We start from the raw sequence: 13,997 nt of genomic DNA, 5'->3' as shown, positions 1-13,997 counted from the left end.
TCGTCGTCAAGCGGCGCCTGCGTTCATGCGCGCCCCGGGAGACGTTTCGTGCCGCAGATCGACAAGGTCAACCTCGAGCTCTCGGTGGTGCTCGGATCGACCAGCATGCCGATCCACCAGCTCTTGAGAATGGGCCGCGGCGCGGTGATCGAGCTCGGCGCGAGCGAGGGCGACGCCGTGACGGTGCTCGCCAACGACCATCCGATCGCGCGCGGTTCGGTGTTCGTGAACGGCGACCGCATCGGCGTCGAGATCACCTCGATGATCGAACGCGACGCCAAGGGACGCACCGAGCGGACGCCGGCCGACCAGGCCGCCTGAGCGCTATCCCGCTCCATCCGGCGAACTTGCGCTTGTGGTCCCGGAACCGACCTGTTATCAGCACCGCCGTCGCGGTCGTGGCGGAACTGGTAGACGCGCAGCGTTGAGGTCGCTGTGGGGCAACCCGTGGAAGTTCGAGTCTTCTCGACCGCACCAAGCAAGCTGATCGCATCCGTAACCTCATGCGATCCCAAAACCCCCGGAGCCGAAACGCTCCGGGGGTTTTGCTTTTTCAGGGCCCTGGCGGGCGGCGGAGACTCCCGGCGTCAGCCGGCGGCGGCGAGCGGCGCGTCTTCGGCCAGCTCCGCCATGTCGAAGGACCGAATCCGCTCGAACTCAGCCTCCGCGATCGCCTCGTCGTCCCGGTCGGAGAGCGAGGCGAGACATCCCGGGCGAAGCGCCCATTCGGCCATGCGAAGATAGAGCACCGTGCCCTTGCGCGCGCCCTCGGCGAGATCCGCAAGGTGCCGCTCCTCCAGATTCGCCGAGCTGAGCGCTTCGAGGATCTGGTCGCCATGCGGCAGGGTCTCGTGCTGGTGCAGCACGAGGAACTTGGTGTTGTCGCGCGTCAGGAAGGCGCCGGTCAGGGCCTTGCGGACCCAAGGGCGCGCCGCACCGTTCGAGATGTTTTCGAGAATCGTCGCCGCGCCGAGGCGCACGAACGGCCGGTCGACAACCACGCGCTCGAAATAGGCGTGCCAGAGCTCCACGTCGAACGGCGCCGGCATCGGCTTCAGCCCGAGCTGATGCAGGTCGTTGGCGGCGACGAGGTAGTGCAGCTCCTCCTCGTTTGCGAAGTTCACGAGGAAGGCGCGGAGCCTGCGCCGCCGCGCGAGGTCGGCGTGCGCCGCCGCGCTCATGAAGTAGCGCTGCACGCCGCGCGTCAGGTGGTACTGGAACGAGAGGTAGCGGATGTATTGGTCGACCGTCGTCGCGCCGCCGTTCTTCAGGTAGCTCTCGAGCAGTTCGGCGAACAGCGCCTGGGCGTCCGCGATGCAGGTTTCGATTCGGGTCATCACGCTGCGCCCTGGATGTGGATGTCGCCGGTCCGCGCCGCTTTCGGGCGGACGGGAAGGTCATGCGTGTCGAGCAGCATGGTCTGGAGCCGGCCGGCGCTCTCGTCCTGGCTCCAGCGGCCGGTGCTCGTGAAGCCCTGGCGCTCGAAGAAGCGCACCAGCGCTTCCGAGGTTTGCATCAGGCAATAGCGCCATCCGGCCTCGACGGTTCGGACGCGGACGAAGGACACCAGGTCGACCGCATGCCGGCCGGAATGTCTGGGATCGCGGACGAGCCTGGTGCAGATGAGCGTCCGTCGGGCGCTGACGTTCAGGTCTTCGGCGATGGACTGAAAGTGCCGGGCTTTCGGATGGTTCGAGCCCACCAGCGGGCCGACGCGCATCGCCGCCGTCAGGCCGTCGCGGTCGACGGCGTAGAGGTTTACCGAGGAGAAGTCGGCGAGCTCCAGCAACGTCCCGGCGTCCCGCACGGCGGAGGCGTAGGGCTTGCCTTGTCCGGCGACGTATTGGCGGTGGCGGAGCGCGCCGATCGCTCTCAGGCGCGCATAGGTGTCGGCGATCCGCACATGCGGGAAGGCGGAATGCGCGACGAGCGCCTCCCGCAGCGGGCGCGGCTCGATCGGTTCCGACCGAGCGATTGAAGCCGGTCCGCCAAGCGACAGCGAGAACGCCGCTGCGGCGTACGATCCGGCCTCCCGCTCCGCATCTGCCGCCGCCGTGTTCGCGAGCTCCATTCAGCATCCTCCGGCGCAACTTGTGGTGTTTATCAAGGATGCGTGAGGCCGATCTTTGCGGGCGTCCCCCAAATGGGGGAGGTGGCCGTCGCGGAGGATGCTAAAAACTACGTACGTACTCCCCCGTTCTGCCAATCGGACGGAGATCCGGCGATGATGCGGCGGAGTTTCAGGGCGACGTTGCAGGCGGATAAGGGACGGCTCTCACGCGATGCTCGATCTCGTCGAGAGAATTTACGAAGCGGCCGCCATCCCGGAACTGTGGCCCGACGCCCTCGACGCCGTGACGACTCGGATCGGCGCCGCCGGCTGCACCATCATCACGATCGACCGCGCGGCGCCCGTCTGGGTGTCGTCGCCCGGCCTTCGAGCCGACGTGCGCGACTACTTCGAAAGCGGCTGGGCGCAGAAGAACGACCGGATGGAGAGGCTGTTGCGGGACGGCTATTCGGGCTTCGTGCGCGACGTCGACCTCTACACCCGTGACGAAGTGCAGAACCTGCCGATGGTGCAAGAGTTCCTGCGGCCGCGCGGCTACGGCTGGAGCGCCGCGCTCGCGACGCCCGTGCCGAGCGGCGAAATCCTGCTGTTCTCGATCGAGCAGATGTGGCGCGACGGGCCGATCTCCGACGACTCCATGCGGGTGCTCGAGGCGTTGCGCCCGCACATTTCGCGCTCGTCCTTGCTCACCGCGAAGCTGCGTTTCGAGCGCGCGCGCAGCGCCGTCGAGGCGTTCGCGGTCGCCGACATGCCGGCGGCGCTTGCGCGCGCCGACGGGCACGTGCTCGCCGCCAACGATCTGTTCGCGGCGCTTGGTCCGCAACTCGCCATCGGCGCCCGCAACCGGCTGCGGGTGGCGTTCGAGGGGGCGGCGGGCCTGATCGATGCCGCGCTCGCCCGCGCGCCGGGGCCTGGCGGACGCAAGCCGCCCTTGTCCGTCGCGATTCCGGCCGAAAGCGAGTCGCCGCCGCTGGTGGTCCACATCCTGCCGACCGAGGGCGCGGCCCGAGACCTCTTCGGCGCCCGGACCGCGCTGCTGCTCGTGACCCGCGTCGAGGCCGGATCTGCGCCGGACGCCGGGCTCCTGCGCGCCTTGTTCGACCTGACGCCGACCGAGGCGCGGGTTGCACAGGAATTGCTTGGCGGCGGTTCAGGCGACGAGGTCGCGCGCCGGCTCGGCATGGGTGGGGAAACGTTGCGCACGCACGTGAAATCCGTGCTGCGCAAGACCGGTTTCGGGCGGCGCGTCGAACTCGTGCGGTTTTTGGCCGGTCTGCCGTCTTTCGGATCTTGAGGGTTTTTGTGATGCGCGTGGGGGTTTGGGCGGCGGGGGTCGCCGCGGCGGTGTGGTGCGGCCCGTCGGCCGCTGTGGAAGGGCCCGCGGCCGCAGGGCCCATCGGCGGCACCGACATGCGCTCGGCGCTGCCGCTGCCGCCGGGGTTTTATGGCGGGACCGTCCAGGCCTATGCCGAAACCCGGGGCTTCGTGGACGGGAAGGGGAACCGCGTCTTCGGCCTCGAGGACGCCAAGCTGACGAAGGCGATCGGCGGGCCGTTCCTGATGTACGTGCCCGACGCGACCGTCTATGGCGGCTTGCTGACCTTCGGCGGGCTGCTGCCCTTCGTGCGCCAATGCGGCAAGCTGTTCGCGGGCCAGGATCGCGCCTGCGAAAACGGCATGGGCGATCCTTACGTCGAGGCCCATTGGAGCCGCTTCTTCGGGACATGGCGGCCGTCGAAGCACCCGGACGCCTATCCGATCCCCGAGGGCCTGTCGGTGCTCTTCGGTCTCGGAGCGGTGATTCCTGTCGGGGAGTACGACCACCGCGATCCGCGGGCGCAGGCGATCAGCGCCGGCACCGGGATCTGGGACGTGTCGCCGACCGTCGCGCTCACCTACACGACGCCGGCTTGGCTCGGGGAAGGCACCGAGTTCAGCGCCAAGCTCTTCTGGAACAATTATTTCGAGAACCGGAAGACCGACTACCGGACCGGCGACCTTGTCAATCTCGACTTCGCGGTGACGGAGCGGTTCGGTCCGCTGCAGGCGGGGCTTGCGGGCATCTACGCGTTCCAGCCCCAGGACGACCGCATCTCGGGCCGCCGCATTCCGCCGGACGGGCGCCGCGGCGAGCTTCTGCAGCTCGGCGGCGTCGCGGCCTACGACCTGCCGTCGCTCGGGACGTCGCTGAAGGTCAAGGCGACGACGACCGCGCACGCCGAGAACACGGTGCGCTACTGGTCCGTGGTGACCTCCTGGATCACCAAGTTCTGACGCGCTGAACGAGGCTGCGGCCGAGGCGCTCGTCGCCTCGGCGCGCGCCCGCGCCCCGCCTGGAGCGCGGCGAGGCGCCGGTCCGCGGCCGGTTGCCGAAGGCGCCCAAACCCCCTACACCCGGCGCGCGCCTCTCGCGTTTTCTCCAGATTTTCCAAAAGGCCCGCGATGAACGCTGACGCCGAAACGCGCGCCGTGTCCGACGCGGACGACGAGATCCGGGACGAGGACGGCCGCCTGATCCAGGCCTTCGTCGATCAGGTCGCCGCCGCGATCGGCGCGAATGACGCCGAGCGCGTGCGCGAGATCGCGGGCGACCTGCACGAATCCGACGTCGGCGACCTGATCGAGACGCTCGAGCCCGACGACCGCCCAAAGCTCGTCGAGCTGCTGGGCAAGGACTTCGACTTCACGGCGCTGACCGAGATCGACGAGACGGTCCGCGTCCAGCTGCTCGAGGAGTTGGCGCCGGAGACGGTCGCCGAGGGCGTGCGCGAGCTCGACTCCGACGACGCGGTCTACATTCTCGAGGACCTCGACGAGGAGGATCGCGCCAAGATCCTCGAGCAGATCCCCGCGCCCGAGCGCGTGGCGCTGACCCGCAGCCTCGATTATCCGGAAGACAGCGCCGGCCGGCGCATGCAGACCGAGTTCGTGGCCGCGCCCGAGTTCTGGACCGTCGGCCACACCATCGACTACGTCGCCGACGCCGAGAACCTGCCCGACACCTTCTACGAGATCTTCGTCGTCGACCCGACGTTCAAGCTCGTGGGCTCGGTTCCGCTCGACCGCCTGCTGCGCGCCAAACGCTCCAAGCTGCTTTCCGAGATCCTCGATGACGATCCGCGCACCATCAGCGCGACCGAGGACCAGGAAGACGCCGCCCGCACCTTCGAACGCTACAACCTCGTCTCGGCCGCCGTCGTCGACGACGCCGACCGGCTGGTGGGCGTGCTGACCGTCGACGACATCGTCGACGTCATCGAGGAGGAGGCCGACGAGGACCTTCGCGCGCTCGGCGGCGTCACCGGCGACGAGGAGATCTCCGACCCGGTGTTCTACACAGCGCGAAGCCGCATCCCCTGGCTGCTGATCAATCTCGTGACCGCGATCCTGTCGGCGAGCGTCATCGGGCTGTTCGAAGGGACCATCGAGCAGATGGTCGCGCTCGCCGTGCTGATGCCGATCGTCGCCTCGATGGGCGGCAACGCCGGGACGCAATCGATGACGGTCGCGGTGCGCGCGCTCGCGACCCGCGACATCGGCGGCCACAACGCCCGCCGCCTCGTGCGCCGCGAGACGCTTGTCGGGCTCGCCAACGGCGTGGTGCTGGCGATCCTGATCGCGCTCGCGGCGGGCTTCTGGTTCCAGAACCCGCAGCTCGGCGTGATCATCGGTTGCGCCATGGTGACCAACCTCGTCTTCGCCGGGCTGTTCGGCATCCTCATTCCGCTCACCCTCGACAAGCTGAAGGCCGATCCGGCCGTCGCCTCGGGCGTGTTCCTGACGACCGTCACCGACACGGTGGGCTTCTTCTCCTTCCTCGGTCTCGCCACCTGGTGGTTCGGCCTCGGCAAGTGATCGGGGCGCGGCGCGCGCCGGCATGGTGAGCGGCGCGTTAACGGTTTGGCAGCCATTGCGCCTTTAACCTTCCCTCAATCATGAAGGGAAGGAGCGAAATCCGTGCTCGATCCGATGATCGCCCGTCTCGGCGGCTGCCTGGTGTTCGCCGGCCTGTTCGGCGCTCTGATCGCAGTCGTGGCGCAGCCTCAGGCGCCCAAGCGCGACGTTTCGGCCGCCGCCGAGATCCATCACCGCGTGGCGTCGTCTTTGTTCGCGCGTCCGTGACGAGATTTGCTATCATGGCGCGGCTAGACTGACGCCTGAACGATTTTTCGGACCTTCGGGGGACAGCATGCGGAACCAGCGCGCGATCCGCGCCGCCATGGCGGCGGGAGCCTTCGCGGCGGCCTTCGGCCTCGGCGCCTGTTCGACCGTCGCGGGCGACGCCCAGACGGCGCGCAATGAGGCCGCGGCCTCGGGGGTCGAGCGCACGGCGCTCACCACCGAGACGCCGCTCGGCGTCGGCGCGGTTTCGCTGTCCACCGGCGTCGTGACGACCCCGGACGACCATCCGATCAAGGGGATCGACGTCTCCAAGTTCCAGGGGACGGTGAACTGGAGCGCGGTGCGCGGCTCGAACGTCTCCTTCGCCTTCATCAAGGCGACCGAGGGCGGCGACCGGGTCGACGACCGCTTCGCCGAGAACTGGGCCAACGCCCGCGCGGCCGGCGTGCCCCACGGGGCCTATCACTTCTATTATTTCTGCCGCACCGGCGCCGAGCAGGCCGCCTGGTTCATCCGCAACGTGCCGGCGGACCCGAACGCGCTTCCGCCCGTGCTCGACATGGAGTGGAACCATCTCTCGCCGAGCTGCAAGCGCCGGCCGGACCGCGTCGAGGTGCTGCGCGAGATGGGCGTGTTCCTGCGCATCGTCGAGAAGCACTACGGAAAGCGGCCGATCATCTATTCGAGCGTCGACTTCCACCGCGACCGGCTCGTGGGCGCGTTCCCCGGCCATCATCTGTGGCTGCGCAGCGTCGCCGGCCATCCGAGCCTGAAGTACCATGTCTCGACCAGCTTCTCGCTCTGGCAGCACACCGCGACCGGCCGCAATCCGGGCGTCGTCGGCAATGTCGACCAGAACGTCTACATGGGCACGGCCGAAAGCTGGCGCCGCCTCGCCGCGACCGGCTACTGATGCGGCGCGAAGCGTCTCGAACGTCACCGGTCACGTTCTTCCTCGCCGGTGCGGCAGCACGACGCCGCTTGCGGTTTCGCCAAACATCTTGCCGAAGCAGGCGCGGCGTGATCGGTTCCCCCGGACGACCGTTCCGGTCCGAAGGAGAGTGACGTCCGTGTCCGAACTCATCGAAAGCAGGCTCGACGAAATGGCGTCGAAGATCGCCATCCTCGAGGAGGAGATCGTCGGCCTCAAGAAGCGCGTGAAGATCGCCCGCCGTCAGGCCCGCAAGGCGACCGGCGCCGGCGCCGGCGGCAAGAAGAAAAAGAAGGCTGACGCCGAGTAAGGCGCCGCGAGGGCGGGCGCCTGCGGCGCGCCCGCCGGTCCCAAGCCATTCGCTAGTCCGGCCGGACCGTCGGCGACGCTTCGCGGCCGATGGTCCGGACCTTCGAAAGCGCTCGCCGGATCGCGGAGGCGATCGCGCTCGTCTGCGCGATCGAGGGCCGCTCCACGAAGACCCAGGACGCCCAACCGGCCGCGAGAGCGATCGGGAAGGAGAGGGCGAACACCGCCCAGGCCGACACGCCCGGCAGCGCGTAGACCACGGTCTGTTCGATCAGATAGCCCCAGACATAGAAGCCGTAGGACCAGACCCCGAGGCGCGCGAACGTCGCGGCGAGCGGCGGCGCGCAGAAGCCGATCCAGATGATGGCGTAGGCGAGCAGCGCCATTCCCGCGATCGCGGCGAGATTGGTGAAGCCGAGCGGGACGGCGACGAGCGTCACGATCAGCATCATGCGGCTCGAGACCGGAATGCGGTCGGCGAACACGCCCATGGCGATGCCGATGCCGAAGGTCGAGCAGAAGCGCACGAGATGATGCGGCCCGCCGAGCGCGAGGTGCTCCTCGCCGTTCCAGAACCACACGACGTTGACCGCGAGCGTCGCGACGAGGCCGAACAGCACCAGGCGCCTGAAGCGCAGCAGGCCGAGCGCGCCGATGACAGCGAGCACCACCGCGAAGACGAGCTCGTAATGGATCGTCCACAGCGGGATGAAGAGGATGCCGGGCTCGGGGTTCCGGTCAAAGACGCCCGGAAGCGCGGCGTTGACGTCGGCGAGCGTCGTGATCTTCATCACGAAGCCCGCGAGCGCCGGCGTGAAATAGGCGCCGGCGTCCTTCGACGTCACGAGCGGGCCGATCACCAGCGCGGCGAAGAGCGCCGAAACCAGGATCGCGGGGACGTAGCGGGTCAGGCGCGCCACGGTGAAGCGCAGCGCGTCGGGGCGGTCGATCAGGCTGCGGGTGAGCAGCAGGCCCGATAGGATGAAGAAGGCGTGGACGCCTTGGAAATCGAGCGTGAAGGCGAAGACGTGGAGGAAGTCCTCTGTCTTCAGGCCGGGGACCGCAGTGTACCAGGCGTGCGCGTGAAGCACCGCGGTCGCCGCGAAAATCCGCACGGCCGCAAGGTCGTTGCACGGCCGGGAGAGGCATTCGGCGAGCGTGGGCGTCACGTCTTCTGGTCCTCGCAGGCGGCCGGATTGGGGGCGGCCGACGTCAGCCTAGGCGCAAGCGCGTGAATAAAACGTCGCGCCCGCCCGCCGTATCTCGCCGGCCGCCGGCGCATTAGACTCGCTCTACGCTCGGAGGCCCGATGTTCTTCGTCCTGTCCAAGGTTTTCGGCTTCGTGACCGCGCCGTCGAACGCGCTCGCGCTCGTCGGGCTTCTGGGCGTCGTCCTTGCGGCCTTCGGCGCGCGGGGCGCGGGTCTCGCTCTGATGGCGACGTCGATCCTGGGCCTTGTGGTCTTCGGCCTGTCGCCCGCCGCGAACCTTCTCCTGCTTCCGCTGGAGGAGCGGTTTCCGCGGACGCGGATCGACGCGGCGCCGGACGGGATCATCGTGCTCGGCGGCTCCTTCGACACGGTGGTGGCCGGGGCGCGGCGCGAGATCGCGCTCACCGAGGCCGCCGAGCGCCTGACCGAGATCGCCACGCTCGCGCGGCGGTGGCCGGAGGCGCGGATCGTGTTTTCGGGCGGCTCGGGCCAGATCATCTACGACGGCGCGACCGAGGCCGATCTCGCCGCGCGCGTGTTCGAAAGCTTCGGCGTCCCGGCCGAGCGCATGATCTTCGAGGGGCGCTCGCGCAACACCGTCGAGAACGCCCGCTTCACGCGCGAGCTGGTGACGCCTGCGCCGAACGAGCGCTGGCTCCTCGTCACCTCCGCCTATCACATGCCGCGGGCGGTGGGCTGCTTCCGCAAGGTCGGCTTCGACGTCGAGGCCTGGCCGGTCGACTTCCGCACGCGCGGCCCGGAGGACGCCGCGCGGCCGTTCTCCTCGGTCTCGGCCGGTCTTCGCCGGACCGACGTCGCGGTGCGCGAATGGGTCGGCCTTGTGACCTACTGGCTGCTCGGTTATGTGGTCGAGCCGTTGCCGCGGCCCGCAAAGGGCGACAGATGACACATCGCGCCGACGTTTCCTCCCGGGCGCTCTTTGGTTTCAGCGGCGCCGTCCAAGGCTCTTCATGACGACAGGTTCCGACCAGTCGGGCGCTCCGGCGCCCGAACCTTCCGCCGCCGCGCGAAGCCCGGGCCCTCGCGGCGCGACCGGCACGCACGGCGTCACGGCGTCGAAAGCCGCCGAAGAAAAGGAAGGCCATCAGGGATTCTGGACCCTGACGGTCGGCAGCGTCGGCGTCGTCTATGGCGACATCGGCACGAGCCCGCTCTATGCGATGCGCGAGTCGCTGCTCCATCTCGGCCACGCGCCGAGCGTGGAGGAGGTGATCGGCATCACCTCGCTGCTGATCTGGGCGCTGATCCTCATCGTGACCTTCAAATACGTGCTGATCCTGCTGAAGGCCGACAACCACGGCGAGGGCGGCACGCTCTCGCTCATGGCGCTCGCCCAGGAGGCGCTGGGCCGCCGCAGCCTGCCGCTGGTCGCGCTCGGCGTGGTGGGGGCGGCGCTCTTCTACGGCGACTCGATCATCACGCCGGCGGTGTCGGTGCTCTCGGCGACCGAAGGCCTCAAGGTCGCGAGCCCCGCCTTCGAGCATTACGTGCTGCCCCTGACGATCGCGATCATCGTCGGCCTCTACGCGATGCAGTCCTTCGGCACGGCCAAGGTCGCAACCTTCTTCGGTCCGGTCACGGTCATCTGGTTCCTGACGCTCGGCGCGCTCGGTCTGGTTCACATCTTCGACGCTCCGGTCGCGCTGTCGGCGCTCAATCCCTGGCATGCGCTCTGGTTCCTGATCGAGCACAAGTTCCTCGGCTTCGTGGTGCTCGGCGCGACCTTCCTCGCCGTCACCGGCGCCGAGGCGCTCTACGCCGACATGGGCCATTTCGGCCGCGGCCCGATCCGCACCGCGTGGCTCGGCCTCGTGCTGCCGGCGCTCGTGCTCAACTATCTCGGCCAGGCGGGCCTTGCGATCTCGAACCCTGCGGCGATCAAGGACCTGTTCTTCCTGATGGCTCCCGAATGGGGCCGGCTGGCGCTCGTGCTGTTCGCCTGCCTCGCCACCGTCATCGCCAGCCAGGCGGTGATTTCGGGGGCCTATTCGCTGACACGGCAGGCGATGCAGCTCGGCCTGCTGCCCCATCTCGAGGTGCAGCACACCTCCGAGACCCAGCACGGCCAGATCTACATGCCCAAGGTCAACTGGCTGATGCTCGCCGGCGTGCTGCTGCTGGTCATGACGTTCAAGACCTCGAGCAACCTCGCGGCCGCCTACGGCATCGCGGTCATGGGCACCATGATCGTCTCGACGCTCATGGCGACGCTCGTCATCGCCAAGCACTGGAAGTTCGGCTGGCCGCTCGCGATCGCGATGATGTCGCCGGTGCTGGTGGTGGACTTCACCTTCCTCGGCGCCAACCTGCTGAAGCTGCCGGACGGCGGCTACATCCCGCTGCTGTTCGGCGCCTGCATCGTCGTGCTGATGTGGACCTGGATCCGCGGCGTGAACTTCGTCGAGAGCCGCATCCAGCGCGAGGCGATCCCGCTCAAGGAGTTCGCCAAGTCGATGTCGACGAGCTCGGCGACCCGCGTGAAGGGCACGGCGATGTATCTCACCTCCTCGCCCGAGATCACGCCGCCGGCGCTGCTGCACAATCTCAAGCACAACAAGGTGCTGCACGAGCGCAACGTCATCCTGAGCGTCCACACCACCAACCAGCCGACGATCGACGACCGCGAGCGCATCCAGCTCAACCGCGTCTCGGAGGATTTCGCGACGCTCGAGGTGCGCTACGGCTTCATGGAGGATCCGAACCTTCCCCGCGCGCTCGCGCAGGCGAAGGAGCGGGGGCTGCCCTTCGACATGATGAAGACGTCGTTCTTCGTCGGGCGGCGCTCCTACCGGGCGTCGGCGAGCGTCGGCATGCCGCTCTGGCAGGACCACCTGTTCATCGGCCTCGTGCGCCAGTCCTTCGACGTGACCGAGTATTTCCGCATCCCCGCGGGCCGCGTGGTCGAGCTCGGCAACCAGATGGTGGTGTGAGGACAATGCCGGACAGTCCGCACGCCGGGCCGCTCATCACCGAGGCCTACCGCCAGGCCAACGCCGAGCTGCATGAGCGGACGCCGAACTACGGCGCCTACAGCGCGCGCTGGGCCGACGAGGTCCAGCGGCTGGTGGAGGAGTTCTCCGCGGCCGACGTGCTCGACTACGGCTGCGGCAAGGGCAAGCTCGCGGCGTCGCTGCCCGAAATCGCCTTCGTCGAATACGATCCCGCGGTGCCCGGCAAGGACGCGCCGCCGCCGGCCTGCGACCTCGTCGTCTGCACCGACGTTCTCGAGCACATCGAGCCGGAGCTTCTCGACAACGTCCTGGCGGACATCGCGCGGCTCGCCCGCAAGGCCGCGTTTCTCAACATCTCGACGCGCGCCGCCGGAAAGACGCTGCCGGACGGACGCAACGCCCATCTCATCGTCGAGCCGCCGGACTGGTGGCGGGCGCGGCTCGGGGCGCATTTCGAGATCAAGGCGTGGCGCGTCGAGCCGGAGCGGTCCTGGGTGAACTGCGTCGTCGTGGCGGCGCGCTGAAGGGCGCCTGGCTCACGCCTCGGGCTCAGGCTTAGGCTCGTCCGTCTGCGGCAGGCCGATCCGGTAGATGCCCTTGAAGTCCTCCGGGTCGACCGGCTTGCCCTTGCGGTAGATCGAGACGCTTCCGCGCCGCGCGAGCCGCACGGCCGCGGCTTTCACGCCGGGAAGCCGGGCCTGCCAGTCGTCTTCGCCGCGCTGCCCTGCGGCCGCCTTTGCGGCCTCGGTCGGGCAGATGGTCTTGCCTTCGCCCCGCTCCTTGGCGAGCCGCAGCACGAGGTCCTCGATGGTCTCGCTCATGCGGCGGCTTCCGCGGGGGCGGGGGTCTGCCCGAGCCATGCGGCGAGGTCGGCGCGGGCGCGGTCGGTCAGCATCCGCTTCTTGGCCTGCGCCTTCATCGCGCCGCGCACGCGCGCGCCGTCGGGCGCGCGGATCGGCCCGTCGACCGGCGGAAACAGGCCGAAATTGACGTTCATCGGCTGGTAGCTCTTCGGGCCTTCGCCCTCGACGGTCAGATGGCCGCCCGTGATGTGGTTCAGCACCGCGCCGAGCGCCGTGGTGGCGGGCGGCGGGGCCATGCGCGCGCCGAGCCGCTCGGCGGCCGCGAACCGCCCCGCCAGCAGCCCGACGGCCGCGCTCTCCACATAGCCCTCGCAGCCGGTGATCTGGCCGGCGAAACGCAGCCGCGGCTGCGCCTTCAGCCGAAGCGCGCCGTCGAGCAGCTTGGGGCCGTTCAGATAGGTGTTGCGATGGAGGCCTCCGAGGCGGGCGAACTCGGCCGTCGCCAGTCCCGGGATGGTGCGGAACAGGCGGACCTGCTCGGCGTGGCGAAGCTTGGTCTGGAAGCCCACCATGTTGAACAGCGTGCCGAGCGCGTTGTCCTGCCGGAGCTGGACGACCGCATAGGGCTTCACGTCCGGCTGGTGCGCGTTGGTGAGGCCCATGGGCTTCATCGGCCCGTAGCGCAGCGTCTCGGGCCCGCGCTCGGCCATCACCTCGACGGGCAGGCAGCCGTCGAAATAGGGGGTGTTGGCCTCCCACTGCTTGAACGAGACCTTATCGCCCGCCACGAGGCCCGCCACGAAGGCCTCGTACTGCTCGCGCGTCATCGGGCAGTTGACGTAATCCGCGCCCGTGCCGCCCGGCCCGACCTTGTCGTAGCGCGACTGCCTCCAGGCAATTCCAAAATCGATCGAGTCGGCATGGACGATCGGCGCGATCGCGTCGAAGAAAGCGAGCTCGCCTTCGCCCGTAAGCTCCTGCACGGCGGTCGCGAGAGCCGGCGAGGTGAGGGGGCCGGTGGCGACGATCACGCTGTCCCAATCCGCGGGCGGCAGCCCCGCGACCTCGCCGCGCTCGATCGCGACGAGCGGGTGGGCTTCGAGCGCCGCGGTGACCGCCTGCGAAAAGGCCTCGCGGTCGACCGCGAGCGCGCCGCCGGCCGGCACCTGATTCCGGTCGGCCGAACCCATGATCAGCGAGCCCAGGCTCCGCATCTCCTGATGCAGCAGGCCGACCGCGTTCTGCTCAGCGTCGTCGGAGCGGAAGGAGTTCGAGCACACGAGCTCGGCGAGGCCGTCGCTCTGGTGCGCGTCGGTGCCGCGGTCGGGGCGCATCTCGTGGAGGACGACGGGAACGCCGGCTTCGGCGATCTGCCATGCGGCTTCCGAGCCGGCGAGGCCGCCGCCGACGATATGGATGGGATCAGGGCGCGCTGTCATGGGCGCATAGGTAACGGCGCGCGCCGTCGCCGCAACAAAAAAGCCCCGGCGTGGCCGGGGCTTTTCGTTTGGTCCGAGGCGTGCGCCTCTCAGAAGTACCGCGAGCGCGACGCGAAGGCGGCGCGGTCAGGGTTCCAGGCG

General features: G+C 68.9%; 15 protein-coding genes and 1 tRNA gene. 11 read left to right on the top strand and 5 right to left on the bottom strand.

Features of this window, described 5'->3' with window-relative positions; genetic code table 11:
• The first annotated feature begins 48 nt into the window (after positions 1 to 48).
• A complete protein-coding gene (locus tag ACFOWB_RS18615) occupies positions 49 to 321 on the top strand; it encodes a FliM/FliN family flagellar motor switch protein (RefSeq protein WP_261403590.1) in 273 nt (90 codons plus the stop codon).
• Between the two features lie 71 nt (positions 322 to 392).
• Positions 393 to 477 (top strand) — tRNA-Leu (locus ACFOWB_RS18610).
• 110 nt (positions 478 to 587) lie between these two features.
• On the opposite strand, the gene ACFOWB_RS18605 is transcribed toward ACFOWB_RS18610, so the two are convergent.
• Both ACFOWB_RS18605 and ACFOWB_RS18600 read right to left on the bottom strand, forming a co-directional pair.
• Positions 588 to 1,337, bottom strand: coding sequence for a hypothetical protein (locus tag ACFOWB_RS18605; protein ID WP_378148776.1), 750 nt, complete (start codon positions 1,335 to 1,337; stop codon positions 588 to 590).
• Positions 1,337 to 2,071 carry a hypothetical protein gene (locus ACFOWB_RS18600; protein ID WP_261403588.1) on the bottom strand — a complete coding sequence of 245 codons (735 nt, stop codon included), beginning with the start codon at positions 2,069 to 2,071 and terminating at the stop codon, positions 1,337 to 1,339. Before ACFOWB_RS18600 ends, ACFOWB_RS18605 begins: the two co-directional genes overlap by 1 nt.
• Positions 2,072 to 2,282: 211 nt before the next feature.
• Here ACFOWB_RS18600 and ACFOWB_RS18595 point away from each other — a divergent pair, with 211 nt between their 5' ends.
• The 6 genes from ACFOWB_RS18595 to ACFOWB_RS18570 all read left to right on the top strand — a co-directional run bounded on the left by ACFOWB_RS18595 (position 2,283) and on the right by ACFOWB_RS18570 (position 7,434).
• A complete protein-coding gene (locus ACFOWB_RS18595) occupies positions 2,283 to 3,365 on the top strand; it encodes a helix-turn-helix transcriptional regulator (protein WP_261403587.1) in 1,083 nt (360 codons plus the stop codon).
• Positions 3,366 to 3,376: 11 nt separating this feature from the next.
• On the top strand, positions 3,377 to 4,345 hold the full coding sequence (locus ACFOWB_RS18590; protein ID WP_261403586.1) for a SphA family protein: 969 nt from the start codon (positions 3,377 to 3,379) through the stop codon (positions 4,343 to 4,345).
• 168 nt (positions 4,346 to 4,513) lie between these two features.
• Positions 4,514 to 5,926, top strand: a complete 1,413-nt coding sequence (mgtE, locus tag ACFOWB_RS18585; protein WP_378148773.1) for a magnesium transporter — start codon at positions 4,514 to 4,516, stop codon at positions 5,924 to 5,926.
• A gap of 102 nt (positions 5,927 to 6,028) precedes the next feature.
• On the top strand, positions 6,029 to 6,193 hold the full coding sequence (locus ACFOWB_RS18580; protein WP_261403585.1) for a hypothetical protein: 165 nt from the start codon (positions 6,029 to 6,031) through the stop codon (positions 6,191 to 6,193).
• Between the two features lie 67 nt (positions 6,194 to 6,260).
• Positions 6,261 to 7,106 carry a glycoside hydrolase family 25 protein gene (locus tag ACFOWB_RS18575; RefSeq protein ID WP_261403584.1) on the top strand — a complete coding sequence of 282 codons (846 nt, stop codon included), beginning with the start codon at positions 6,261 to 6,263 and terminating at the stop codon, positions 7,104 to 7,106.
• Between the two features lie 157 nt (positions 7,107 to 7,263).
• Positions 7,264 to 7,434, top strand: a complete 171-nt coding sequence (locus ACFOWB_RS18570) for a hypothetical protein (RefSeq protein ID WP_261403583.1) — start codon at positions 7,264 to 7,266, stop codon at positions 7,432 to 7,434.
• A gap of 52 nt (positions 7,435 to 7,486) precedes the next feature.
• Here ACFOWB_RS18570 and ACFOWB_RS18565 read toward each other — a convergent pair whose 3' ends face one another.
• Positions 7,487 to 8,602, bottom strand: a complete 1,116-nt coding sequence (locus ACFOWB_RS18565; RefSeq protein WP_378148770.1) for an acyltransferase family protein — start codon at positions 8,600 to 8,602, stop codon at positions 7,487 to 7,489.
• 140 nt (positions 8,603 to 8,742) lie between these two features.
• Between ACFOWB_RS18565 and ACFOWB_RS18560 the strand changes: the two genes are divergently transcribed.
• From ACFOWB_RS18560 to ACFOWB_RS18550, 3 genes are all read left to right on the top strand, one after another.
• On the top strand, positions 8,743 to 9,549 hold the full coding sequence (locus ACFOWB_RS18560; protein WP_261403581.1) for a YdcF family protein: 807 nt from the start codon (positions 8,743 to 8,745) through the stop codon (positions 9,547 to 9,549).
• Positions 9,550 to 9,613: 64 nt separating this feature from the next.
• The gene (locus tag ACFOWB_RS18555) at positions 9,614 to 11,593 is read left to right on the top strand and encodes a potassium transporter Kup (RefSeq protein WP_378148766.1); all 1,980 of its coding nucleotides are present in this window, start codon (positions 9,614 to 9,616) and stop codon (positions 11,591 to 11,593) included.
• Between the two features lie 5 nt (positions 11,594 to 11,598).
• Positions 11,599 to 12,138 (top strand): methyltransferase domain-containing protein, encoded by a 540-nt coding sequence (locus ACFOWB_RS18550; RefSeq protein ID WP_378148764.1) that lies wholly within the window; start codon positions 11,599 to 11,601, stop codon positions 12,136 to 12,138.
• Positions 12,139 to 12,150: 12 nt separating this feature from the next.
• On the opposite strand, the gene ACFOWB_RS18545 is transcribed toward ACFOWB_RS18550, so the two are convergent.
• On the bottom strand, positions 12,151 to 12,435 hold the full coding sequence (locus ACFOWB_RS18545; RefSeq protein WP_378148762.1) for a DUF3253 domain-containing protein: 285 nt from the start codon (positions 12,433 to 12,435) through the stop codon (positions 12,151 to 12,153).
• Complete coding sequence (trmFO, locus tag ACFOWB_RS18540) at positions 12,432 to 13,856, bottom strand: methylenetetrahydrofolate--tRNA-(uracil(54)-C(5))-methyltransferase (FADH(2)-oxidizing) TrmFO (RefSeq protein ID WP_378148760.1); 1,425 nt, start codon at positions 13,854 to 13,856, stop codon at positions 12,432 to 12,434. Before trmFO ends, ACFOWB_RS18545 begins: the two co-directional genes overlap by 4 nt.
• Positions 13,857 to 13,997 lie beyond the last annotated feature (141 nt).

It is taken from the genome of Chenggangzhangella methanolivorans, from assembly GCF_042648545.1.
Classification (GTDB): domain Bacteria; phylum Pseudomonadota; class Alphaproteobacteria; order Rhizobiales; family Methylopilaceae; genus Methylopila; species Methylopila methanolivorans.
This window is presented reverse-complemented; position numbering and strand designations above follow the sequence as displayed.